28 protein-coding genes are annotated in these 25,656 nt (G+C 40.4%); 3 read left to right on the top strand and 25 right to left on the bottom strand.

All coding sequences use genetic code 11. The features are described 5' to 3' along the window. Positions 1–80: 80 nt before the first annotated feature. Positions 81–671, top strand: coding sequence for a VrrA/YqfQ family protein (gene vrrA, locus ACXAEY_RS07325; RefSeq protein ID WP_474811077.1), 591 nt, complete (start codon positions 81–83; stop codon positions 669–671). Between the two features lie 89 nt (positions 672–760). Then, entirely contained in the window at positions 761–1,705 is a 945-nt protein-coding gene (locus ACXAEY_RS07320; RefSeq protein WP_270179311.1) for a 4-hydroxy-3-methylbut-2-enyl diphosphate reductase, read from the top strand. Positions 1,706–1,739: 34 nt separating this feature from the next. On the opposite strand, the gene ACXAEY_RS07315 is transcribed toward ACXAEY_RS07320, so the two are convergent. From ACXAEY_RS07315 to rpsU, 25 genes are all read right to left on the bottom strand, one after another. Next, complete coding sequence (locus ACXAEY_RS07315) at positions 1,740–2,861, bottom strand: Nif3-like dinuclear metal center hexameric protein (protein ID WP_474811074.1); 1,122 nt, start codon at positions 2,859–2,861, stop codon at positions 1,740–1,742. Further along, entirely contained in the window at positions 2,858–3,568 is a 711-nt protein-coding gene (locus ACXAEY_RS07310; RefSeq protein WP_474811072.1) for a tRNA (adenine(22)-N(1))-methyltransferase, read from the bottom strand. The genes ACXAEY_RS07315 and ACXAEY_RS07310 overlap by 4 nt, the downstream gene beginning before the upstream one ends. Positions 3,569–3,699: 131 nt before the next feature. Beyond that, a complete protein-coding gene (gene cccA, locus ACXAEY_RS07305; protein WP_270179314.1) occupies positions 3,700–4,059 on the bottom strand; it encodes a cytochrome c550 in 360 nt (119 codons plus the stop codon). A gap of 215 nt (positions 4,060–4,274) precedes the next feature. Beyond that, positions 4,275–5,924: an AMP-binding protein gene (locus tag ACXAEY_RS07300; protein ID WP_474811071.1), complete on the bottom strand. Its 1,650-nt coding sequence runs from the start codon at positions 5,922–5,924 to the stop codon at positions 4,275–4,277. A gap of 43 nt (positions 5,925–5,967) precedes the next feature. Next, positions 5,968–7,107, bottom strand: a complete 1,140-nt coding sequence (locus tag ACXAEY_RS07295; RefSeq protein ID WP_270179316.1) for an acyl-CoA dehydrogenase family protein — start codon at positions 7,105–7,107, stop codon at positions 5,968–5,970. A 303-nt stretch (positions 7,108–7,410) separates the two neighbouring features. Then, positions 7,411–8,526 (bottom strand): RNA polymerase sigma factor RpoD, encoded by a 1,116-nt coding sequence (rpoD, locus tag ACXAEY_RS07290; RefSeq protein WP_270179317.1) that lies wholly within the window; start codon positions 8,524–8,526, stop codon positions 7,411–7,413. A gap of 47 nt (positions 8,527–8,573) precedes the next feature. Beyond that, positions 8,574–10,394: a DNA primase gene (gene dnaG, locus ACXAEY_RS07285; protein WP_474811068.1), complete on the bottom strand. Its 1,821-nt coding sequence runs from the start codon at positions 10,392–10,394 to the stop codon at positions 8,574–8,576. 20 nt (positions 10,395–10,414) lie between these two features. After that, positions 10,415–10,906 (bottom strand): YaiI/YqxD family protein, encoded by a 492-nt coding sequence (locus ACXAEY_RS07280; RefSeq protein WP_270179319.1) that lies wholly within the window; start codon positions 10,904–10,906, stop codon positions 10,415–10,417. 236 nt (positions 10,907–11,142) lie between these two features. After that, a complete protein-coding gene (locus ACXAEY_RS07275; protein ID WP_270179320.1) occupies positions 11,143–11,967 on the bottom strand; it encodes a pyruvate, water dikinase regulatory protein in 825 nt (274 codons plus the stop codon). 14 nt (positions 11,968–11,981) lie between these two features. Next, positions 11,982–12,623, bottom strand: coding sequence for a transcriptional regulator CcpN (gene ccpN, locus ACXAEY_RS07270; RefSeq protein ID WP_270179321.1), 642 nt, complete (start codon positions 12,621–12,623; stop codon positions 11,982–11,984). A gap of 140 nt (positions 12,624–12,763) precedes the next feature. Next, positions 12,764–13,513 (bottom strand): DNA repair protein RecO, encoded by a 750-nt coding sequence (gene recO / locus ACXAEY_RS07265; protein ID WP_270179322.1) that lies wholly within the window; start codon positions 13,511–13,513, stop codon positions 12,764–12,766. A gap of 36 nt (positions 13,514–13,549) precedes the next feature. After that, a complete protein-coding gene (locus ACXAEY_RS07260; RefSeq protein ID WP_474811065.1) occupies positions 13,550–13,696 on the bottom strand; it encodes a YqzL family protein in 147 nt (48 codons plus the stop codon). 101 nt (positions 13,697–13,797) lie between these two features. Beyond that, entirely contained in the window at positions 13,798–14,706 is a 909-nt protein-coding gene (gene era / locus ACXAEY_RS07255) for a GTPase Era (RefSeq protein WP_270179324.1), read from the bottom strand. Then, a complete protein-coding gene (locus ACXAEY_RS07250) occupies positions 14,699–15,097 on the bottom strand; it encodes a cytidine deaminase (RefSeq protein WP_474811062.1) in 399 nt (132 codons plus the stop codon). The genes era and ACXAEY_RS07250 overlap by 8 nt, the downstream gene beginning before the upstream one ends. A gap of 14 nt (positions 15,098–15,111) precedes the next feature. Next, entirely contained in the window at positions 15,112–15,462 is a 351-nt protein-coding gene (locus tag ACXAEY_RS07245) for a diacylglycerol kinase family protein (protein WP_270179326.1), read from the bottom strand. A 28-nt stretch (positions 15,463–15,490) separates the two neighbouring features. Next, complete coding sequence (gene ybeY, locus ACXAEY_RS07240; RefSeq protein WP_474811060.1) at positions 15,491–15,955, bottom strand: rRNA maturation RNase YbeY; 465 nt, start codon at positions 15,953–15,955, stop codon at positions 15,491–15,493. Continuing rightward, positions 15,952–18,078, bottom strand: coding sequence for an HD family phosphohydrolase (locus ACXAEY_RS07235; protein WP_474811058.1), 2,127 nt, complete (start codon positions 18,076–18,078; stop codon positions 15,952–15,954). The genes ybeY and ACXAEY_RS07235 overlap by 4 nt, the downstream gene beginning before the upstream one ends. 166 nt (positions 18,079–18,244) lie before the next feature. Further along, a complete protein-coding gene (locus ACXAEY_RS07230) occupies positions 18,245–19,207 on the bottom strand; it encodes a PhoH family protein (protein WP_474811056.1) in 963 nt (320 codons plus the stop codon). A 6-nt stretch (positions 19,208–19,213) separates the two neighbouring features. Further along, a complete protein-coding gene (yqfD, locus tag ACXAEY_RS07225) occupies positions 19,214–20,401 on the bottom strand; it encodes a sporulation protein YqfD (RefSeq protein ID WP_474811054.1) in 1,188 nt (395 codons plus the stop codon). A 39-nt stretch (positions 20,402–20,440) separates the two neighbouring features. Beyond that, positions 20,441–20,734, bottom strand: a complete 294-nt coding sequence (yqfC, locus tag ACXAEY_RS07220; protein ID WP_270179330.1) for a sporulation protein YqfC — start codon at positions 20,732–20,734, stop codon at positions 20,441–20,443. 142 nt (positions 20,735–20,876) lie between these two features. Continuing rightward, positions 20,877–21,317, bottom strand: coding sequence for a hypothetical protein (locus tag ACXAEY_RS07215; RefSeq protein WP_474811052.1), 441 nt, complete (start codon positions 21,315–21,317; stop codon positions 20,877–20,879). Positions 21,318–21,344: 27 nt separating this feature from the next. Next, entirely contained in the window at positions 21,345–22,334 is a 990-nt protein-coding gene (floA, locus tag ACXAEY_RS07210; protein ID WP_270179332.1) for a flotillin-like protein FloA, read from the bottom strand. Positions 22,335–22,358: 24 nt separating this feature from the next. Next, positions 22,359–23,666 (bottom strand): NfeD family protein, encoded by a 1,308-nt coding sequence (locus ACXAEY_RS07205; protein ID WP_442865120.1) that lies wholly within the window; start codon positions 23,664–23,666, stop codon positions 22,359–22,361. A 201-nt stretch (positions 23,667–23,867) separates the two neighbouring features. Then, a complete protein-coding gene (locus ACXAEY_RS07200; protein WP_270179334.1) occupies positions 23,868–24,311 on the bottom strand; it encodes a GatB/YqeY domain-containing protein in 444 nt (147 codons plus the stop codon). A 17-nt stretch (positions 24,312–24,328) separates the two neighbouring features. Continuing rightward, complete coding sequence (gene rpsU, locus ACXAEY_RS07195) at positions 24,329–24,505, bottom strand: 30S ribosomal protein S21 (protein ID WP_224593651.1); 177 nt, start codon at positions 24,503–24,505, stop codon at positions 24,329–24,331. Positions 24,506–24,696: 191 nt separating this feature from the next. Between rpsU and ACXAEY_RS07190 the strand changes: the two genes are divergently transcribed. Beyond that, positions 24,697–25,629: a Na/Pi symporter gene (locus tag ACXAEY_RS07190; RefSeq protein ID WP_270179335.1), complete on the top strand. Its 933-nt coding sequence runs from the start codon at positions 24,697–24,699 to the stop codon at positions 25,627–25,629. The last annotated feature ends 27 nt before the right edge of the window (positions 25,630–25,656 follow it).

Raw genomic sequence — 25,656 nt, 5'->3', positions numbered from 1 at the left:
CCACACCTTCAAATTTTATCAGCATATCTTATTATTAATCAGAATATACAATGGTCACCTTATGGAAAGGAGGACAACATATGAATCAATTCCCTCCCTCCCCTCCAGGTGGTTTAGGTTCGGGGATGGGTTTTCCATTCTCCGGTGGATTTGGAGGAGCACCAGGTCCTACCGTTCCTCAACCTACTCAATCCGGAGTGGGCGGGCTCCTATCTAGACTGTTAGGCGGAGGTTCAACTCAATCACTTCCACTGCCTCCTGGATCTTCTCAAGGTATGCAAGCCGGCGGTTTTGGAGGAGCAGAACGAGCTGGTGGTATGCTTACGAACTTATTACAGGGAAGCTCGCAGGGCGGAATGGACATGATGGGCATGGTACAAAATGTCCAAAAGGTCATGCAAGCTGCAGATACGATCAAACCGATGGTCCAACAATATGGTCCGATGGTAAAACAACTGCCCGAAATGATTGCTTTATTTAAAGAATATAAAAACTCTTCTAGTACAGAAGATGAAGAAACCGACGTTAGTGAAGAAACAGAATCGAATGAAGAAGTTAGCAATGTAACTAAGAAGGCACCACCCCCAAAAGCTAAGAAAAAGAGTACGAAAAGCAGTTCAAAAGCGAATATAAATCATACAAGCAAATCCAAGCCAAAACTATACGTTTAACGTCAATTCATTGAGATATGCCTCAATCTGCTTTATAATTAACCAAAGATAGGTTATACGACAATCCATCTGGATTGAGGAGGTACTCGATGAACGTAAAGAAAATTTCACCTAGAGGATACTGCTATGGTGTAGTCGATGCTATGGTCATCGCTCGCAACGCAGCAATGGATAAAACATTACCAAGGCCAATTTTCATTCTCGGCATGATTGTTCATAATAAACACGTTACAGATGCGTTTGAAGATGAAGGAATCATCACGCTCGATGGTCCTAACCGCATGGAGATTCTTAAACAGGTCGATAAAGGAACTGTTATTTTCACTGCGCACGGTGTGTCTCCACAAGTAAGAGAGCTTGCTGAAGAAAAGGGGCTTACCGTACTTGATGCTACATGCCCTGACGTCACAGTAACTCATGATTTAATCCGTGAGAAAAAAGAAGAAGGCTATCATGTCATTTATATAGGTAAAAAAGGACACCCTGAGCCTGAAGGTGCTATGGGAATCGCTCCTGATATCGTTCACCTGGTCGAGAAACCAGAAGAAGTGGATGATCTTAACATCGACTCAGAACGCATCATCATTACAAACCAAACGACAATGAGTCAATGGGATGTTCAAGAAATCATGGAAAGATCCATGGAAAAATATCCTCATGCTGTTATTCATAATGAGATATGCAACGCAACACAGGTTCGACAGGAAGCGGTAGCTGAACAAGCTGGTGACACAGACCTATTGCTTGTAGTCGGAGATCCAAAGAGTAACAACTCTAATCGATTAGCACAGGTTTCTATCGAAGTTGCCGGCACACCAGCATACAGAATTGCTGATGTAACTGAAATACAGTTAGAGTGGCTCGATGGCGTTGAAACAGTAGGAGTTACTGCTGGTGCATCTACTCCGACACCTATTACTAAAGAAGTCATTCGTTTCTTAGATCAATACGATGCAGAGAACCCAGAAACTTGGGGAAGAGAACGAAATGTTCCGTCTTCAAAGATTCTTCCAAAAGTAAAAGTAAAGAAATAAACAAAAAAGATTCCGTCATGGACGGAATCTTTTTTTATCTAAATTTGAATGGGTCCGTATCTACTGCTGATCCGATTACTTCAGTCGAATACTTTTTATCGTCCATAAACGATTGAAGCTTCTTCCTAACTCCTTCGATCATAATTTTCTCGATATTATGACCTGCATCGACGATCTGCAATCCTTCCATCATCGCATCATGTGCGACATGGTAATAAATATCTCCAGAAACAAACACATCCGCTCCACTAAATCGTGCTGCACTGATAAACTTATTGCCATCACCGCCGAGCACGGCAACTTTTTTCACCGTTGAAGAAAGGTCGCCTACTATCCTCACACCTTTAGAACCTAACTGGTCTTTGGTCATTTGAGCAAAGGCTTCAAGAGTCATTTCATCTTCCAAATAACCAACACGCCCTAGGCCATATGATTTTGCTTCATTCTCGATTGGGTAAATATCATACGCTACTTCTTCATAAGGGTGTGCCTTTAAAACTGCTCTCAAAACCTTTGTCTGTTCACCAGCAGGAAAGATGCTTTCTACCTTCACTTCATTTACAGACTCGATCTTGCCCTGTTCACCTATATATGGGTTCGTACCTTCCGTTGGTTTGAACCTGCCAGTCCCTTCAGAACTGAATGTGCAGTTGCTATACCCACCGATAAACCCTGCACCCGCTTGACCAAGGGCTTCTCGAACTTCTGCTTCATGTGTTGCCGGCACAAAAACTGCGATTTTCTTATAAGGCTCTTTGAACGTGTTTACAAGTACTTGTGTATTTATTAGCCCTAGCGCTTCCGCTAGCATATCGTTCACTCCACCTGGTGCAACATCTAAGTTTGTATGAGCTGCATAAACGGTAATATCATGTTTGATAAGCTGTTCAATCATCTTTCCTTGTTCAGTATCCAAGTTGATTTTCTTAAGCGGTTTATAGAGGATAGGATGATGGGCGATGATTAAGTCTACCTCTTCACGAATCGCTTCTTCAACTACTGTCGGCAGTACATCAAGCGTCGTCATAACCTTATTAATCTTTTTATTAAGACGGCCAACCTGCAGGCCTATCGGATCACCGTCTTCCGCATATTTCTTTTTTGACCAAGATTCGAATTCTTGGATGATCGCTTGTCCTGAAGCTTGTTTACTCATGAAATGACCTCCTTAATTAATTGGATTTCATCTTTCACTTGCGCTTCTTTTTCAGATGTAGCATCAGAGTTTTCCATAGAACGTAGAATTCGTTCTCTTTTCTCTAGTTCATGGCTCCATTTTTTTACGAACGCCTGATTCCTCTCTAGAGTAAGCATCGGTCCGAATAGCAGTGCTTTGGCACGTTCACGCTCACTTAAATCTTGATATGGTTTGTTACCGTCACCGCGGTCAAAAACGAGAACTTCATAGATCTTCTTATCTTCTTCGAGAATACGTTCGTCTACTAATTCCCATCCCAAATCTGCAAGTCGTTCTCTTAAAAGGTGAGCAGCAACATTTGGCTGCAAAATAAGTCGAGAGACACCCTCTAACTTTTCTATTCCCTCAAGAAGAATATTTCGAATCAGTTGCCCTCCCATACCTGCAATCGTAATAACATCTACTTCACGCGGTTCTAAAACTTCTAGCCCATTTCCTTTTCTTACTGATATCGTTTCTGTAAAGCCACTTCGTTTCACTTGATTAACAGCAGATTGAAAAGGACCTTCATTCACTTCCCCAGCTATCGCATGGGAAATTCTTCGTTGATTCATTAAATAACAAGGCAAGTATGCATGATCTGAGCCTATATCTGCAACTGAACTAGCCTCTGGTACAAAACTCGCTACCATTTTCAAACGCTCTGATAATAGTTTATCGTTCATTATGTCACCACTACTTATTAGATTTTCACTATATGTTTCCCTTAAGAGTCATCAGCTTACACCTTCATACCAATTTCGCTCTTAACAAATAGAAAAGCCTTCTGTTTGCACAGAAAGCTTCAATACACATCTTATTTCTTCTCAGAAAGCCACTGGGCTACAGCTTCTGCTTGTTCTCCTTGAATTAGACCGGCAGGCATACCAGAGCCTTTACCATTGTTGATAATATCAAGGATTTCATCCTTGGATAATTTACTACCCACTGCATTTAATGCTGGGCCAACTTGTCCTCCAAGGTCTCCACCATGACAGGATGCACAGTTCTGAGAATAGATCTCTTCAGGAGCGGCTGCTTCAGCTTTCTGTCCTTCTTTTCCTCCAGAAGCTTCTTCTTCGCCTCCCTGTTGCATTGCCCAAAAAGAAACGCCAATAATGAGAATAAATCCGATGACTGCTGTCCATGCAAATGGAATAAGCGGATTCTTTTTCATTTTTTTTCCTCCTTGTACCGATTCGCTGATGTAGTTTTCCCCAAATATGTAAGAGTAAACAAATCATTATATATTTTACTTGAAAACGCTATGAAAGAAAAGGGGAACGGTGGCAAATCACATATTTGTCAATCTTTGTTTAACCTTGTTCTATCATAGCAAATATTCTTCATAAAACAAAATACACCAGCAATTGAGCTGGTGCATCAAGTGGGTTATACTCCAGTGTTTTGCTCTACCCATTTCACTGCCGTCTCACGAAGGCGATATTTTTGAATTTTCCCAGATGCCGTCATCGGATAGTGATCGATAAAGAAAACATGTGCTGGCGTTTTATATCTCGCTATCTTATTCTGACAATACTCCAGAATATCGGCTTCTGTTAGGTCGTGCCCTTCTTTTTTCTGAATACATGCAACGACCTTCTCGCCATACTTCTCATCAGGTATCCCGATTACTTGAACATCCAGAACGGCTGGATGTGTGTATAAAAACTCTTCGATTTCACGAGGATAAACATTTTCTCCACCGCGGATAATCATGTCTTTTAAACGGCCTGTGATTTTCACATATCCTTCCTCGTCCATTTCAGCTAGGTCTCCTGTATGTAACCAACCTTCATTATCAACGGCTTCTCGAGTTTCATCAGGCATTTTGTAATAGCCTTTCATGACGTGATACCCTCTTGTACACAGTTCGCCCGTTACATTTGTTCCTACGTCATTTCCTGTAACCGGATCAACAATCTTAACTTCCACTTCCGGTAGAGCTTTACCAACTGAATTCACTCGATAATCCACTGGATCGTTCGTTCTAGTTTGAGTAATAACAGGAGATGCTTCTGTCTGCCCATATGCAATCGTAATTTCAGTCATATTCATTTCATCCATGACCTTCTTCATGACTTCGATCGGACATGGACTACCTGCCATTATTCCCGTTCTTAACGTTTTCAGATCATATTTACTAAACGATGGAAGGTTCAATTCAGATATAAACATCGTAGGTACTCCATGAAGGGCAGTGCATTTTTCTTTCTCCACCGTTTCAAGTACTTGTTCAGGGTCAAATTCTACTATTGGGAAAATTGATGCTCCTGAAGAGAATGCTGCTAAGGTGCCTAGTACGCAGCCGAAACAATGAAAGAAAGGAACAGGAATGCACAAGCGATCTTTTTCTGAAAGCTCCATGCATTGTCCTATATGATAGCCATTGTTCAGGATGTTGGCGTGCGTGAGCATAACACCTTTCGGAAACCCAGTCGTACCAGATGTATATTGCATATTGATCACTTCATCAGGAGTAAGGCTCTCTTTTCGTTCTTGCAGCTGATTTTCCGGAATGTTTTTATATCCGTCCACAAAAGCATGCCAAGATTTGAATTGCTCATAACGGTCAGATCCAATGTATACCACATCTGTTAGATGGGGCAGTGCTCCTATTGCACAACTACCATTCACTATCTTGTCGTCACGTTTCAAAAGACTAAGGAATGCTTCAGGGTAGGACGTGCCTTTAAACCCGTTTATCAAGAATAGCCTCGTAGCATCGGACTGCTTTAACACATACTCCAATTCGGTACTCTGGTAGTTTGTATTGACTGTTACAAGGACTGCACCAACCTTTGCCGTCGCGAATTGAAGTAGAAGCCATTCCGGAACATTTGTCGCCCATACTGCCACATGCTCACCTTTCTCAACGCCAAGGTTCATGAGAGCCTTGGCAGTGCGGTCAACTTCCTCATTAAATTCTTTAAACGTATAGCGTAATCCCTCTTTTGAATAAACCACAGCTTCCCTGCTGTGATAACGTTCAACTTGGCGTTCAAGCATTTCACCAATCGTTTCATGAAGCAGTTCCGACATACACTCACTCCTATCGTTTATTCTAACCGAGCGCTCGTTCAGTTTAACAGCCAATTTCTCGAGCAATAATCGTACGTTGAATCTCGGAAGTTCCCTCACCAATTTCTAGAAGCTTAGCATCTCTAAAGTACCTTTCAACATGATAATCTCTCATGTATCCATTACCACCGTGTATTTGAACAGCTTGATCGCAGACCTCCATACAAATTTCAGATGCGTAAAGCTTACATATCGATGCCTCTTTTGTAAATCGCTTGCCTTGGTCTTTTAACCATGCAGCTTTGTGTACCATGTTTCTGGCAAGTTCAATCTTCATCGCCATATCAGCTAGCTTAAATTGAATCGCTTGAAACTTAGAGATTGGACGTCCAAATTGTTTTCTCTCGTTCGCATACTGCAACGCCTTCTCGTATGCCGCCTGAGCTATCCCTACAGCCATCGCGCCGATGCCGATACGTCCACCATCTAATGTAATTAAAAACTGCTTAAAACCGTCCCCACGCTTTCCTAAAAGGTTTTCTTCAGGCACTCTCACATCTTCCATAACTAATTCTGTTGTGTTTGAAGAATGAAGACCGAGCTTTTCATAATTATCGATTACTCTAAACCCTTTAGCATCAGTTGGCGAGATTATTGCACTAATCTCCTTCTGTCCATCTTTACGATCTGTGATTGCTGTTAAAGCGAGATGCTTCGCATATGATGCGTTGGTGATATAACATTTGCTGCCGTTGATCACCCATTCACCATTCTCGAGATAGGCCTCTGTCTCTGTTCCCCCAGCATCAGACCCTGCGTTAGGTTCTGTTAAACCGAAAGCTCCTAAAGATTCACCTGAACAGATCGGTGCAAGATACTTCTGTTTTTGTTCCTCAGTTCCAAAAAGGTTTAATGGAGCGCCACCTAGAGACACATGAGCTGAATAAGTGATACCCGTTGATCCGCAAGCACGGCTTAATTCTTCTACAACGATCGCAAAGCTAATCGTATCTGCTCCTCCACCGCCATACTCTTCAGGGAACGGCAAGCCCATGATTCCAAGGTCACCCAGTTGCTTAAAAATTTCTAAAGGAAACTTTTTCTCTTTGTCACGCTTTTCTGCATCTGGAGCAACCACTTCATCTGCAAATTCACGAATCATTTTTTGAATCATCTTCTGTTCTTCTGTTAAGTCAAAATGCATGCTAAAGAACCTCCTGTTAAAACACTATTTGAATACGCTTACATTTTATTATCTCGTTTATGTTTTGTTTTTTCAACATTTAAAAAAATAAAATAATTATACAATGTTAATTTTTCGTTAATTCCTTAGGTTTTTTGTTGCTACAGAAGGTTCCATAATTTTTTAACCGAAATGTGGATTTGCAAATCGAATGAAAAATCAGTAAAATAAATGACAAGAAATGTATCTTTAGCTAGGAGAATTTAGCTAGAATAAAAAAACTCCCTGCTGTAGTTCAACAGCCAGAGAGTTTTACTGATTATTCTATTCTAAGAAATCCTTTAGGCGCTTACTTCTGCTAGGATGGCGAAGCTTACGTAGCGCTTTTGCTTCAATTTGACGAATTCTTTCACGTGTAACGCCGAAAACGCGTCCTACTTCTTCTAACGTTCTTGTTCGGCCATCGTCTAGTCCAAAGCGAAGTCGAAGTACGTTTTCTTCACGATCAGTAAGAGTATCTAATACGTCTTCAAGCTGCTCTTTTAATAGTTCATAAGCAGCGGCATCTGATGGCGCTAAAGCATCCTGGTCTTCGATAAAGTCACCGAGATGAGAGTCGTCCTCTTCTCCGATCGGTGTCTCAAGAGATACTGGCTCTTGAGCAATCTTTAAGATTTCGCGAACTTTGTCAGGTGAAAGCTCCATTTCTTTACCGATCTCTTCAGGGGATGGTTCTCTACCGAGATCCTGTAGAAGTTGACGTTGTACTCGAATCAGTTTGTTGATCGTTTCAACCATGTGAACCGGGATACGTATCGTTCTAGCCTGATCGGCAATCGCACGAGTGATGGCCTGACGAATCCACCAAGTTGCATACGTACTAAATTTATAACCCTTACGATAGTCAAACTTTTCAACGGCTTTGATTAGTCCCATGTTTCCTTCTTGAATTAAATCAAGGAACAGCATACCTCTTCCGACATATCGCTTGGCGATACTTACCACAAGTCGAAGGTTTGCTTCAGCTAGACGACGTTTCGCTTCCTCATCGCCTTCCTCAATACGTTGAGCAAGGTTGATCTCCTCATCTGCTGATAGCAAGTCTACACGACCGATTTCCTTAAGGTACATACGTACTGGGTCATTTATCTTAACACCCGGTGGTACACTCAGGTCGTTTAAATCGAACTCTTCTTCTTTTTGAACTTCTTGCGGAGAAGGGTTATCTGTATTGTCTTCAATAACTTCAATACCCTGTTCCTCCAAGTACTCAAAAAATTCATCCATTTGGTCTGAATCTTGCTCAAACGGCGATAACCGTTCAACGATCGTAGAGTAAGTAATCAAGCTTGTCTTCTTTCCAAGCTCTACTAACTGCTCTTTTACTTGATCGATGGTTAATTCACCTTCCGCCGGCTGGCGTGTAGGTTTCTCAGCCATTCGATCCCCTCCTTCCATACATCTCAACACATCAATTATTCGTAAGCTTAAGATGAATTTTTAAGGTTCTTTTTCATCTCAAGAATTTCCATAGCGATTTTTGCTGCCTGTACAAAATCTTGTTTGGATTCAGCTTCTTTTTTCTCTTTTTCTTTCTCTTCTATCTTTATCCATTCTGGATAAATTAACACCTGTCGAATGTAATCTTGTAACTCTTTATCCGACACGTCGTCATTTAAATCCATCATAGCAAGCTCAGAAGCAATCTTTACAAGGTTTGAATCAGTGAGCTGTTCCATAAAGTGACTGATATCTGCCTCATGGCCTGCAGCATAGAAGCTATATAAATACGCTGCAATCGCACTATGCTCGTCAATATTGAACGAACCGCCAACTTCTTCCTGAACTTTTTCAGCTACATCCAGATCACGCATCATGTAAGCAAGTAAGATACGTTCTGCATTATGAAACGCGGGCAGAAGTTTTTTCTTCACATAGAAATTTTTCCTAGCATTATTATCCCTTTTAGGAGGGGCATTATCCTTCTTATTCTTCCTCTCCTTATAAAATTGGGCCGCTTGCTGTTTTAAAGCATCAAGCGAAAGCGAGAACTCTTGTGATAGCTGTCTAAGATAGTGATCCCGTTCAACAGCTTTTGTCAGTCCGCTTATTTCTCTGAGTACTTCTTCGATATAGCGGATTCGTTCTCCTTCATCCGATAGGTTTTTTCCAGTTCTGAAAAACTCCATTTTAAAAGCCATTACAGTTGGCGCTGCCCCTATTACATCCTTTTCAAAACGATCTCCACCGTATTTCTGGATATAGTCATCGGGATCAAGACCATCAGGCATTTTGGCAATCCTTACGTAACAGCCAGCTTCTTGAAGCTCTTCGGCTGCTCTTAACGCTGCACTTATACCCGCTTTATCTGAATCGTAGCAGATGATTGCTGAATCAGTTTGCCTACGAATCAAACGTGCTTGTTCTTTTGTTAAAGCAGTACCAAGACTCGCTACAACATTTTCTACCCCATTCCCGTAAGCACTAATCACGTCAACATAACCTTCGAGAAGGATTGCTTGATCTTTCATACGAATTGAAGAACGTGACAGATGGAAACCATAAAGCATCTTTCCCTTTTGAAAAATAGGAGTCTCTGGGCTATTAAGATACTTTGGCTCACCACTTCCAACGATTCTCCCTCCGAATGCGACCGTTCTACCTTTCGCATCCCAAATTGGAAACATGATTCGATTTCGAAAACGGTCAAAGTATTTTCCATCAAACTCCCTTCTTGAGAGAAGACCTGCATCCGCGACCTTCGAAAGAGGGTAATTTCTTTTGGTTAAATAATTCGTAGCGTAGTCCCACGATTCAGGTGCATACCCTAGTTGAAATTTCTCAATCATTTCTTTTGTAAAACCACGCTTCTCAAGGTACTCTTTAGCCTGATTCCCTTCCGAAGTGTTAAGCATGCAATAATTATACAGTTTACCTAGAAAATCATGTGCTTTTAACATGACATCTTTATCGGATGAAGCCTTGGAGTTCGATTGATGATCACTATTGATTTCAGGTAGCTCGATACCAGCTCTTTGTCCTAAAATTTGAACAGCTTCTATGAAATTGTATCCTTCGATCTCCATTAGGAATGAGAAGGCATTTCCACCTGTTCCACATCCAAAGCAATGATAGATTTGTTTATCAGGAGCTACCGAAAAAGAAGGTGTACTTTCTCCATGAAATGGACAAAGTCCAAAAAAGCTTCTGCCTTGCTTCTTCAGTTGGACATAATCACTTACTACATCCACAATATCTGTGGAACGGCGAATCGCTTCAATTTTTTCTTCTGGGATTCTGCCACTCATCATTTATCACCAACAGGCTTTTATAGTTTCGATAAACAGAAATAATCTCCTTCATATTTCGACAAAATTTTAATAAATTCTTTACGAAAGTTTTCACGATCCTCGTTCGTAAACTTCCTTGGTCCTTTCGTATGTTTGCCAGCACGTCTACTTTTTGAAGCTAGATACCGCGTATGTAGAAGAGTGGAAATGTTCTCTTCTGTGTACGTTTTCCCTCTTGGGGACAGAATAAAAACGCCTTTTGGTAAAAGAAGACTTGCCAGTCCATAATCCTGCGTAATGGCGATATCTCCCTTTGTAACATGGCGATGAATGTAAAGATCTGCTTCTTCTTTTTCTGAGTCTACCATAACCCACCTTGCACTTTGGAACGTTGTGCTCATATGAGCATATGAAGCTACAAAAACAATTTCAGCATTCATAAGTGCTGGTTGAAAAGATACGATCTCTTCTTTAATTGGAACAGGACATGCGTCTGCATCGACAAAAAGCGTCAGTTTCTTTTTCGTCATAATTCTCTATTCTACATCTCCCTGAGTTATCCTTCTTTTAGCATTTATGTTTTAACTTTCAGAATTTTAACCGCTTCTGCAATGGTGTAGCGGTCGGTAAAGTTATTATTATGATTATAGACAAATTTTATTGACAATATTTGATTATATACTAAATTATTTAAATTGAACAGATATTTATCGCAAAAAAACATACTACCAGAACATTTTCTTGGTAGTATGTTTTTCATATAGAATTAAGACGAATGCTTCCCTCTGTACAAGCTTAGAATTAAATTAGCTGTTTCCTCAACTGCACGATTGGAAACATCAATTACCTGACAATTCATTTTATGGATAACTTTATCGAAATATTCTAGTTCCTCTTTAATACGAGACATGTTTGCATAACTTGCTTCTGCATTTAGACCTAATGCTTTCAAACGTTCTTTTCGTATATCATTTAATTTTTCTGGACTTATTTTTAACGCGTAGCACTTGCCTTCAGATACTTTAAACAATTCTTCTGGAGGCTCCACTTCAGGGACGATAGGAACATTCGCAACTTTAAGCCGTTTGTGCGCTAAATATTGAGAAAGGGGCGTCTTAGACGTTCTAGATACTCCGACGAGGACGATGTCCGCTAGCCCAATTCCCCTAGGATCTCTTCCGTCATCATATTTTACTGCAAACTCGATTGCCTCAACTCTTCTAAAGTAATCTTCATCAAGCTTATGTACTAGCCCTGGCTCGTTTCGGGGCTCTTTACCAATCGCCTCTTGGATGTGGTCGATCATCGGTCCGATGATATCAACCACTTGAACACGTTCTTTTGCTGCCACATCTAATAGAAACTCTCGCAGCTGTGGTACAACAAGAGTAAAAGCAACGATCGCGTTCATTTCTTTTGCTAGTGTCATTACTTCTTGTATCGTCGCAGTATCTTCAACATATGGCACCCTTCTGACATCAAAGTCAGTAGGATCAAATTGGCTTGTAGCAGCTTTTACGACTAACTCAGCAGTCTCACCCACGGAGTCAGAAATAACATAAACGACCGCACGATTTGTTGTATTTGTCATATGTACCTCCTATACTAAATAATTTCATTCTTTGCTAAGTCGACCATCGCTTTTGTGATATTGGTTTTCGTTATCCTTCCGATTACCTCCATACCCTCAGACACTTCCTTGACGATGGGTAGTGCATCAATTTGCTTTTCAATCAATCGATTCGCTACGTCAATAAGCATATCATCTTGAAAGCAAACTGTAATATTAGGCATTCTTGTCATAATAATCGTTACCGGGATACTCTGTAAATCCTGTTTACCGAGAGCAGCTCTTAGCAAATCTTTTCTTGATAGGACCCCAACGAGGTGAGCTTGTTTGTTAACCACGAATAATGTTCCTACATCTTCCAAAAACATCGAGCAAATCGCGTCATACACACTCGTGTTTTCCTGCACAACAACCGGAATCGACTTATAATCGTCTACCTTAATCTTCTTAACTTTTTCGGTAAGTAACTGAGAACCAGTTTTACCAGTATAAAAATACCCTACTCTTGGCCTCGCATCAAGATAACCAGCCATCGTTAAAATGGCAAGGTCTGGCCGAAGCGTAGCCCGTGTTAGACTAAGTTTCTCAGCAATATGTTCACCCGTTATTGGACCTTCATTCTTTACGATCTGAAGGATTGTTTCTTGACGGTTATTCAGTTCGATTTGGCTCACCACCTTACTAAAATGTTATACTTTATTTTCATTATTATATACTATTAATGACTTTTCGTAAAAGTGTTCGATTTTATCCGTAAGCTTTCTGCATAAAATTAACATTAAATAGCAAAAACCCTGGAAACGTGCCAGGGTTTTTGCTATTCAAGCTTAAAACGATCCAACTGCTCAAGAAATCTCTTTGATTTTAAAAAAAGTCCTGAATATGCATCAAAGTACTGGTTTAATACTTCTCTGATTTCTTTCTTTGTTTCTGTCTTTAGAGAAATATTGCCGAGTCGTCCAAGATCCATGTGTGAAAACAGGTGTAGAAGTTCAGCCGTCTTTTTCTTGAGTGGAATATGGTAAGGGTCAATAGACAAACAACGATGGCATAGAAAACCGCCTTCTCGTATAGAGAATTCAAACTTCCCATTGTCTAACCCGCAATTTACGCAAGAACTTAGCTGAGGATTGATTCCTGCAACACGCAACATTTTAAGTTCGAAAATAAACAGCACAACTTCTGGATCCTTCTCTTCATCTAGCGCATGCATGACCTGATAAAGCATTTCAAACAAGTACGGATTTGGTTTGTTATCTTCCGTTAATTTATCAACGAGCTCGACAGCGTAAGCTGCATAGGATGTTAAAAACAAATCATTACGTATTGAACGGAAGGAGTCGATTGGTTCACCTTGATTTAACCCACCAAGTCCTGATGTGTGGTGATATAAGTAATGTCCATATACAAATAGTTGAGAAACGGAAGAAAGACGGCTTTTTGGTTTTTTTGCGCCTCTTGCCATGACGCCAACCTTACCCGTCTCTCTTGTATAAAGAGTAATTATTTTGTTGGTTTCTCCATAATCAACCGTTCTTATCACAATACCTTCTACTTTTTTCAACAAGGAGCTTCACCAACCCATTCCTTGTCTCTAATTCCATCACAATGTCAAGTGTGTACGAGGCACCTCTTCATGTTCTATCAGTGGCTCAGCATCTTCTGTATCCAGGAATTCCATTTCCTTTAAAAGAAGATAAGTATCGATGTTTCCTGTTTCACAAAACACTTTCCAGGTAAATTCCAACATCTCAGATCCCACCTTTCAATTTGTAAAAAGTTTTCCTCTTACTAAGTAGCTTGACCTTTGTTATGTTGGTTTATGTGATGGAATATTTGACAAATTTTTTCTTAATAATCGTCTTCTTTATAGCCGTAGTCTCTGAGTGAAGTCATTTTGTTTCTCCAATCCTTCACTACTTTTACCCAGATTTCCATGTAAACCCTTGATCCTAACAACGATTCGATATCTTTTCTTGCTCTCTTTCCAATCTCTTTAAGCATCTTTCCTTGTTTTCCAATGATGATACCTTTTTGAGAAGACCGCTCTACAACGACGGTTACGTGGATATCGATCACATCTGATCCTTCTCGCTGTTTCATTTGTTCGGTTACAACAGTTACGGAATGAGGAATTTCTTCTCTCGTTAAATGAAGGACTTTCTCCCTAACAAGTTCAGAAACAATAAACCGTTCTGGATGGTCTGTAACATGGTCACTCGGGTAGTATTGAGGACCTTCTTCCATATAACTAATAACCTGTTCGAGTAAGGTATTCACATTGTTTCCTTGCAAAGCAGAAATAGGAACGACTTCTGCAAATGAATATTTATCTTTATAAAAATCAATCAATGGAAATAGTTCATCTGGATGAACTTGGTCAATTTTATTAATGACTAGGAAAACAGGACTATCAACGTTTTGTAAACGTTCGATGATGTATTGATCTCCTGCTCCATATCCTTCTTCAGCGTTGATCACAAATAGGATAAGATCAACTTCATTCAGCGAGCTCTGGGCCATTTTTATCATAAAATCGCCTAATTTATGCTTAGGTTTATGGATTCCTGGAGTATCGATGAAGACAACTTGTGCATCGTTCGATGTATAAACTCCTTGTACTTTGTTTCGTGTTGTTTGTGCTTTATCACTCATAATGGCGATTTTTTGGCCAATCACGTGGTTCAACAACGTCGATTTACCAACATTTGGCCTGCCGATTATGGAAACAAAGCCAGATTTAAACGCTTCTTTACTCATTTAAGTCCTCCGGTGAAAATGCGCCAGGAAGCAATTCACTGACTGTTAATTCTTGAATTTGTCCATCTAGATTAGTAAGGATCACTTGCATAGCTGGGTCACATAGTTCAGAGATAACCTGTCGACACGCTCCACACGGAGGTACTGGTCGGTTCGTATCTGCAATGACTGCAATCGCGCTATATTTCGTGTGACCTTCTGAATATGCTTTAAATAGAGCGGTTCGTTCAGCACAATTACACATACTGTACGCAGCATTCTCAATGTTACACCCGCCAAATACAGTACCATCTTCTGATAGTAATGCTGCTCCTACTTTGAATTTCGAATATGGCACATATGCCATTTCTCTTGCTTTTCTTGCCTCTTCTATCAACATTTTTTTATCCATGTTTTGTAGCCTCCTTATGACTGTAACAAACGTGTGATTGGTTCAAAAAATAGAAGGAATCCGATTATAACCGAAATAATCGCAAAAAGAAAGACTGCTGCTGCTGATACATCTTTTGCTACCTTAGCTATAGGATGCTCTTCTTCCGTAACCAAATCAACCACTCTTTCGATGCCTGTATTTAGGGCTTCAATACTTAACATGATTCCGATTACACATAGTAGGATACTCATTTTCACTAATGATAAGTTTAGAATGAGTCCCATGATTAGTACGATCATCCCTACGATAAGGTGAAATAGAAAGTTTTGCTCATTTCGAATTAAATAGTTGAACCCTTGTGACGCGTATTTGAAGCTATTCAAAAATCGTGTAAGCCTGGATTTTGAGTTCCTATCGTGTAAGTCCATATTGCTCCAGAATGTCCTTCTGTTTATCAAACATTTCCTTTTCGTCTTCTTCAGTCATATGGTCGTAACCTAGTAGATGAAGAAACCCATGAACAGTAAGGAAGCCTAGCTCTCTTTCGAAACTATGGTTATATTCATTTGCTTGTTCTGAAATTTTCTCTACACAAATCACAATTTCACCGAGTAAGTGAGGGAAATCTTCACCGAAAATAACCGGATCTTCTTCACCGTCATCAAGTGCAAATGAGATAACATCTGTAGCATAATCCTTGCCGCGGTATTCTCGGTTGATCTCAGTAATTCTATCTGCATCAACGAATGTAATGGACAGTTCACTACCCTTTACTTCTTCTTTTTCTGCTGCATAACTAAGTAAATCATTGATCAGCTTAAAATGTTCCTCTGTTATCTTCTCTGTTTCATCAAAAAATTCTATTTCTATGCTCATGATGTCACCTTCTTTTTTATTTCTGTTGGATACTCGATTCTACTATGAAAGATGCCGTTTAAGGTTTCGAGTATCGTTTTGGCTACAATATCGAGCTCCCTCAGTGATAGATCACACTCATCGAATTGTCCATCTTCGAGCCTTTCTGTGATGATCTTCTTAACGAGCGTCTCAATTTTGTCAGGATTCGGCTTCGGCATAGACCTTACAGCAGCCTCAATACAATCTGCGATTCCTACAACAGCAGCTTCCTTTGTTTGTGCTTTAGGACCTGGGTAACGGAAATCTGATTCTGGAATTCCATGGTCTGTATGCTCGAGTGCTTTGTAATAAAAATATTTCAACAAACTTGTACCATGATGTTGTTCAGCGATATCCACGATTTCCTTCGGAAGGCGATGTTTCCTTAACATATCTGCTCCATCCGTAGCATGAGAGATTATGATTGTTTTACTCAACTGCGGAGCAATCTTATCATGTGGATTTTCCATGTTCATTTGGTTTTCAATAAAAAAGTGAGGTCTCTTCGTTTTCCCAATATCGTGATAATACGCTCCAACTCTAGCTAAAAGTCCGTTCGCTCCAATCGCCTCACAAGCAGCTTCAGATAAATTTGCGACCATGACACTATGATGATACGTTCCTGGCGTTTCAACGAGTATTTTTCTTAAAAGAGGATGATTCGGACTTGATAGCTCGATTAATCTGGTAGTCGATACAATTCGAAACCCAGCTTCAAAAAATGGCATCAACCCTAATGTAAGAACAGATGATAGAAACCCGGATAGGAAAGCGAATATCATATGGTATCCGATTTCAACACCACCATATTGACCATTCTTCAACATTAATAATATTGCCACAGATAAAATGTTTATCAATGAAACGAGCAAACCAGCCTTAAGAATATTCGAGCGGAGGTTTCTTCTACCGAGAAAAAACACACCGGACAACGAACTCATGAGTACATAAAAGGAAAGTGAAGCGTTCATAGGTCCAGTAATTTCTCCATTGAAAAACACACCTGCACATACAGCGAACAATAGACTGGAAGCGATTGCAATCTGCTCATTAAACAACATCTTTATAAGCATAGATCCTACAGCCGCTGGTACGATATATGTAATACCAGGAAACTCGACCGTACCGAGTAGACTAGAAAGTTTCAATACGAGCAAGGTACTAAAAAACACTAGTACAATAATTAAAAGATTCGTGTTTTTCGTACGCACCCGATCTTCAATATCTTGAACGAAATAATATAAATAGCCTGTTAGCAACAGGACGAGTAATGCTAAACCGATATATGGGATAGGATCGAAGCCGTCATCTAACAGCCCTGCTAGTCTAAGATTGTCCATCACTTCTCGATTGATGATCATACCTTCTTGAACGATGATCTGACCCTCTCGAATCATAACAGGTTGAACGGATTCAATCGCTTCCTGCCGACTTTGCTCAGTTAATTCAGGGTCTAAAAAATAGTTAGGAACGATTGCCTGTTGAGCAACTGTTATCATAGCTTGTTTTTGATCCTTTGGCAAAGAAGTTAACGATAAGCTCGTTTCAACATCGCTTTGTGCTTGTTCTAGGTTGTCGATCGAAACTTTATCTGTCATTACTTCCATCACTTCAGAAAGCGTAAGTTCCTTAATTAAGCTGATCTGAGTACGTTCTGCTTCTAATAATGGTTTCAGCGTATCATTGCTAATATCTTCAGCCATAGAAGATGATAAAAGTGTTCTTAATTCTGTTAGTTGTTCTGTGACCGTTTTATCGCCTTCTTCAGTCATCTTTACTTTCTCGATTCCTGAGAACAAGTCATTGAGATTGTCTACTTGACCTTGCAGCACTTCATCTCTATAAACATATTTGCCTTCGATTTGAGCGGCTTTGGAACGTGCTTCTTCAGTTGCTTTTCTATTTTCGATCGTAATCGGTGAAGCAATATCATGATTGGCTCTTGAATACAAAGAAATATTTAAAGACTCTGGTATTACATTTGAAAGCATGGTTACGTACATAACGATTGCAGCTACAGCATATAACGACCACTTGGTTATTTGACCACCTTCAAGATGACGGAGATTATGCTGGATAAAGCTCTTAATCCTCGTAAACATCAATTGCTTCACCTCACAGATTTAACCCTTAACACGAATACCCTTCTAATATTTTATCAGAATTCTCTTCAAAAAGGATGAGAATAGACAAAATAAGCACATCAAACAGCTTTTCAAAACAAAAACTACCCAAGCTCTATTTGTGTAGAACTCAGGTAGTTTATGATTACTTATCGGTATGTTCGTACGCGTCAATAATCCTTTGAACGAGAGGATGACGTACAACATCCGTTTGCTGAAGATAGATGAACGAAACATCTTTCACTCGATTCAATATTTTTTCGGCTGCAGCGAGTCCAGACTCTTTGCCTTTTGGTAAGTCGATCTGTGTGATATCACCAGTGATAACCATCTTAGAACCGAACCCTAATCTTGTTAAGAACATTTTCATTTGCTGAGATGTGGTATTCTGAGCTTCGTCTAGAATAACGTAGCTATCATCAAGTGTTCTACCTCTCATATATGCTAACGGGGCAATTTCAATCGTCCCACGTTCAATTAAGCGTGAGGTTTGTTCGACTCCTAACACATCGTGCAAAGCGTCATATAAAGGGCGTAAATAAGGATCGACCTTCTCTTTTAAATCACCCGGCAGGAAGCCTAAGCTCTCCCCAGCTTCCACAGCAGGACGAGTTAACACGATCTTCTTTACTTGATTATATTTTAATGCTGCTACCGCCATTACGACAGCTAGATAGGTTTTCCCTGTACCTGCGGGCCCTATTCCAAATACTAAGTCGTTCTTCTTCATAGTAGACACATAGTGACGTTGCCCTAAAGTTTTGACTTTAATAGGTTTACCTTTTGCGTTCGTAGTGATTTCTTCTTGATAGAGCTCAAGGAGCTGATCGATCATGCCTTGTTGAACAAGTTGACATGCATATACAACATCTCTACCAGAGATGCTAGCTCCTCGTTTAATAAGTGACTGAAGGGTGGACATAACGTCCTTCACCATATCAACAGCCTCTTCGCTGCCTTTTACAGTTATCCCTTCACCACGCGTAACCAGTGAAACCTCTAGTGCTTCTTCGATTATTTTGAGATGCTCATCTCCTGGACCAAATAGAGTCTGAGCTTCGTTAGAATTTTCTAATTGTAATGATAAGTCAACAACTCGTTCTGTCAATAGACCTCAATCTCCTTGAACAATAGGTATATTTTTTCCAATTTCCTCTATCACTTCAAAGTGTATCTTTACGTTTACTTTACCATTCTCTACCTTCTCGTGCAAAATCTTTTCTGTTTTAATTTCAGCATCTTCCGCTGTTTTATCCTTAATGTCTTCACGAGCAACAGTCAGTGCTGCATCAACCGCTTCTTTATTTGTATATGTTCGCTCGACCTCTTTCGTTTCTAACATATGCTTGAATGAAATCGAAATTGGCAATTGCCATTTAAGAAAGCGGAAATTTGTTTCGCGCTCGTTCACTTCGTAATGCTTAAAATCGGGTGCTTTAAATCCCCAAATAGGAATATTGAACCCATAAACACGTAAAGAATAATTCGTTTTGCTCTCACCCGTGTGCGTCACAAATGAAGAGTTTAGTGGAATATCAACAGATGAGACGTACCATGTTCTACCGTAAACTTTTCCTTTAGCAGGAACGAGTTGGCTTTTTTCTTCTTTCCCAATAAATCCTGATATTAATAACTGACCTGGTTTTACATATGCATTTTCCTTCACTTTAGCTTGACCCTCTTCAACGTACATTTTCGTAATCACAGCTTTCTTTTTTGCAACGATATGTCTAGGATCTGCGGCAGGCTCTTTTTCAGGAAGTTGTTTCTGAACAACCTGAAAATGATAAGAGGTTCCATTTCGTTTAACACCGATCCATGTCACTTCTTTCAAACTTTCTGAGAGCTCCTGCTGGATTTCCTGGTTGGTAGGAAGCTGGAAAATGAACTTCCCTTTTTTGATACCAAGTTCATACGCAGCTTTTCTAAGCTTGTGCTCTACTTCAGGTGAGGCACCATTAACGGAGATTGCCCAGACCATATTGGATAAAATCAAGATCAGTAAAATAGAACCGATTACTCCAGCAAGAAACCCTCTAGATGTAACAATTCTTTGAACCATAAACGGAAATCCTTTTCGCTCATGGATTCTAACCTTACATCTCGTCCTTTTTAAATGTGGTCTTATCCTCCTAATATCAGAAATATATAAGGATAATACGATTGTTTGTTCATCTAAGCGTTTGATATTCCAGATGGGAATGCCGTATTCGATACAGCGGTTAATAAACAATTCAGTATAACTTCCCACGACTTTAATCCGAACGTATCCTGAAAAGAGTTCTCGAATATATTCTTTCATCATTGACCCCCTGTATTCAGTTCGGGTCTTGAAAGCCCCCTACAAGTCTTCAGGTCTCTCAAGATAGGAAACGTGTTCGATTTTTCCCTCGAGCAAAATTTCCTCTGGCAATATCGTTTTTAGCATGAAGTCTTTTCCTTTTATCAACAACTGACCCTGTTTTAGGAGGAGTCGTACTTCTTCATTAGAAAATTTTAATACACCCTGGTGGTTTTCTATGTAAATATGAAGCTGTCCCACCATTGTGATACGCGGTAAGTCCATGACTGCATCTGCAGGAAGCTTTAATCTACTCGTTAACCATCCCTTTAGGCCATGCCTCCATTTTGCCATGGATACTCCCCCTTTCATCTCATCTTTATGATATTCAAAGCCAAACTATCACTTTTTCATCAAAGTACTCTGAACCATTTTCCATACAAAAAAGCCGCCGAGTTTTTCTCGACGGCTTAATAAGATGAATGAGACCTCTAAATTACCTTCTGGAATTCTTCATCTTCATCATTGAAGGATGCGGGTTTTTTGACCGTGGAGGTCCGAGGATCTCTGACCAGATAACCCCTTTCTTAACATCCTTCTTCTTTATAGAAATTCCACCAAACTCACGGTGCTTTGAAGAATTTGGCTTATACACCTTAAGTTCTTCAGACGCATTATCTCTAGATGAGATACGTTCTAAAGCCTCTTCGTAAGCATCATACTGCTCCGGTTTTAAATCAAAGCTCTGCTCTGAAGAGTTGTCCTCGTATGAATAGGGATTCTCCTGATTTGACCCTATGCTTCGTCTAGGACCAGAAGGAGGCTTTGTTTCCTCTTCCTCCGAGCCCATTCGCTTGAAGAAACTTAAGATCCCTCCGATTGCAATAATTACGAAAACGATGTTATTTAACAGTAATTCAATAATACCCTCCAACATCGTCACCTCCATCTGCTGAGAGGATTATTAACGATCATCCTCATCTTCTTCTTGATCTGATTTTCCAATCATATCGCGCATATCAGTATCGGCTTCAATGTTTTTTAGGTTCATATAATCCATTACACCAATATTACCTGAACGCAGTGCCTCTGCCATAGCCATTGGTACTTCGGCTTCAGCTTCCACAACTTTCGCTCTCATTTCTTCAACTCTTGCTCTCATCTCTTGCTCTTGAGCAACAGCCATCGCACGGCGCTCTTCTGCCTTCGCTTGTGCAATATTCTTGTCTGCTTCTGCCTGATCAGTTTGAAGTACAGCTCCAATGTTTTTACCGATATCGATATCTGCAATATCGATCGACAAAATTTCAAATGCTGTTCCTGCATCCAAACCTTTTGATAGAACGGTTTGAGAAATCATATCTGGATTTTCCAGTACCTTCTTATGATCGTGAGAAGAACCGATTGTACTTACGATCCCTTCTCCAACCCTAGCTATAACAGTCTCTTCACCTGCACCACCCACAAGGCGGTCGATGTTTGCACGTACTGTAATTCTTGCTTTCGCTTTTACTTCGATCCCATCCATCGCAACACCAGCGATAAACGGAGTTTCGATAACTTTTGGATTAACACTCATTTGAACAGCATCAAGCACATCACGACCTGCAAGGTCAATTGCTGCACAACGCTCGAAGCTAAGTTCGATGTTAGCACGGTGGGCAGCGATCAACGCGTTTACAACTCGGTCAACGTTACCACCCGCTAAGTAATGACTCTCTAATTGGTTGGTACTCAGATCAAGACCTGCTTTAACAGCCTTGATAAGAGGGTTAATAACACGTGATGGAATAACACGTCTTAATCTCATTCCTACAAGATTAAAAATACTTACCCTTACACCAGCTGCGAGAGCTGAAATCCATAGCATTACCGGTACAAATGTGAATAAGATCGCAAGACCAATAATCACAAGACCGACTATAATGATCAAACCTAATGAACCTGTATCCATTGTTTTCCTCCCTATAATTCCTTTTTATTTGTTAACGGTTCGAACAACAATGCGCGATCCGTTGACTTTCGTAATCGTAATAGTGGTACCTACTGGTATATAATCACCTTCTGTAACAACGTCCAATCGTTCATCACCGAAATCTGCTATTCCAGCAGGCCGTAATGGCGTCACCGTAGTACCTTCATTTCCAATCAGCTCATTTCGAGAGACGTTCGATACGTACCCTTGCTCTGACTTGGTAGAATCAGATAGAACGATCTTTTTGAAAAAGCCTCGATAGCCAAATAATTTGATAAAGAGGTAAGAGCCGCCGATTGTTATTGCCACTGCTAACAGAACTGCAATCAATACATACTGTAATGACTGACCTGAGCCAAGCACGATGCTCCCCACAATTCCTAATGCTCCCAATACACCGAATATACCAAAGCCCGGCATAAAGATTTCCACAAGAATTAGGACGATACCAGTTATTAACAACAAGATAGATTCCCACCCTGCAAAACCGGCTATCATATGTCCAAAAAAGAATAGCAATAGTGCACCTGCACCCATGAATCCAGGGATCCCAAAACCTGGAGAATAGAGCTCCAATACGAGACCTAAACTCCCAATAGAAAGTAAGATGGGTATGATGATTGGATTTGTAACGAACCTAGCTATCTTTTCAGCTATGGTGACTTCAGCATCCATCATTTTTGCATCAGAAAGATTAAGTATTTGCACTAACTCTGTCCTGTCCTCAGCAGTACCTTCGGAGTACCCCACTTCACTAGCTTCCACATCATTAAGGGTCAATAATTCCCCTTTTGGTGCGTTGTACTTAGGTAGATCAACGTCTGGATCAGCCATTGCAAGCGCGATTTCTGGGTCACGATCGTTCAATTCAGCTGCTGATTTCATCGCTGCATGCCAAAACGACTCAGCTTTCTTACCAGCAGTATTACCTGATTGATCGATTATAGCCGCTGATCCCATCAATGCACCTGGCTCCATTATGATTTGATCTGTATTGAGAGCTATATAAGCACCGGCAGATAAAGCTCTATCAGCGATATACGCAGTGATCGGTACGTCTGTTGCTTTGATGATTTCTCCAATATTATCCGCAGCGTTTACTGCACCACCAGGCGTATCTATTTCTAGAACAATATGGTCTGCACCAGCTTCTTCAGCATCCTCGATCGATCGCTTCAAAAATGCCTCTAGACCACGTTCAACTTCCTGCTCAACAGGTATAAAATAAACGACCTGTCCTTCTCCTTGCCCGTTTGCACTTTGTCCAAAGAACGAGAATCCAATAGCCATTAAGACCGCGATGATTCCCATTAGCTTGATGGCGTCATTTCTGATGTCAATCCCTCCTTTCAAGCTTTCTATATATACGGATCAACTCACAAACAGGTTTCAAAAATGTATGTAATTTACTATAAGTATGACAAATTGAATAAGGAAAAGCTAGCAAGAATTGTGACACAATACATAAAAACACGCCCTGCTTACACAGGGCGTGATTTAGCTTGATCATATTTATGATAAGTTCTTTTGTACAAGGCGATTTACAAGTCCGCCGTCCGCTTTGCCTTTTACTTTAGGCATAAGCGCACCCATTACCTTACCCATTTCCTGTTTGGAAGTAGCACCAGTTTCTGCAATCACTTGCTGAACTAGTGTTTCGACTTCCTCTTCAGACAATTGTTTCGGCAGGTAGGCAGTTAAAATCGACAGCTCTTCATCGAGATTCTGCACAAGATCACTTCGACCAGCTTTGTCAAATTCTTGGAGGGAGTCTTTGCGTTGCTTAACTTCGCGAGTGAGAACGGTAAGTTCTTCCTCTTCCGTCAGGTCATGACCCAATTTAATGGACTCATTCTGAAGTGAAGATTTCACCATACGAATAACAGATAGTTTCTGCTTTTCCTTGTTCTTCATCGCTACTTTCATATCTGCTGTTAAACGGTCATTTAGACTCACTGACCTAACACCCTCTCTTAGAACTTACGCTTTTTCCTTGCTGCCTCAGATTTCTTTTTACGCTTTACACTTGGCTTTTCATAGTGCTTGCGCTTCTTAACTTCAGCCAAAGTGCCTTCTTTAGAAACCGTTCTCTTGAAGCGACGCAGAGCATCATCGATCGACTCGTTCTTACGCACGCGAGTTTCCGCCATCTCTATCCCTCCCTCCAAAACATACACAATCATAACACATGACTTTCTAACAAAGACATGTCACCTGCAATTATAATACATGCCGAACGGTTTATCAACATTTCTTTATTTGATTTTTTTATGTTAATAAAAAACAAGCATGTGTTTCCGGTCCTGTCCATACACTTTCTATGGAGAGGAGATGGCGAGATATGAGTCCCTACGTGGCATCGTTTATCGTTTTTATCAGTATCTTTCTATTTGGTATGGCGATTCTTCGCATCGGCCTCCAAACGTTTTCTCAAGCTAAGGTTGAGAGACTGTTAACCTCGATGACAGCAACTCCTTTTCGAGGTCTCATCATGGGGATGCTCGTGACTGCCCTCATCCAGAGCAGTTCAGCTGTCATGGTTATAACTGTAGGGCTGATCGCCACAAAGCTGTTAACATTTAGACAATCAATCGGTATTATACTCGGTGCTAACATCGGTACTACGATTACAGCAGAACTAATGACATTGAATCCTGACCAGTTTACGATACCTTTATTGATTGTAGGCTTCATCTTCTTACAGATTAGAAAACAAATCCTTTTTAGTATCGGAACAGTTTTGTTTGGACTAGGATGTATCTTTGTCTCGATGCACGGGCTTGAAGCAATGTCCATTCCGCTATCATCTTTATCTTTTTTCGATCACATTATTAACGAAACGAACACGAGTTTACTCTACGGGATAGGAATTGGAACGATCCTTACTGCGCTTATTCAATCGAGCTCAGCTACGACTGGAATTACAATGAGCTTCATCAATCAAGATTTGCTCACACTTCCTTCTGCAATCGCGATTCTATATGGAGCTAACATCGGCACATGTGTAACTGCATGGCTCGCAAGTATCGGAAGTTCGAGAGAAGCTAAATTATCAGCTTATGCACACATTTGGATCAATGTTCTTGGTGTATTGTTGTTTTATCCTTTAATCGACGTGTTCAGTAGAATGGTGGAATACGTTACCACATTACCAGATGTGCAACTCGCTCACGTCTCAATCATATTCAATGTGTTTTCATCCCTGCTTTTCTTACCTTTAGCCGGCATCCTTGCTACTATGATCGAACGCCTACATGGCGGCAAGGCAATATAAAAAACCAACCCCTAGGGGTTGGTTTTT

It is taken from the genome of Anaerobacillus sp. ABA4_114 (assembly GCF_056159065.1).
Note: the sequence above shows the minus strand (reverse complement) of the source record. Positions and strands in the feature narration are given on the sequence as shown.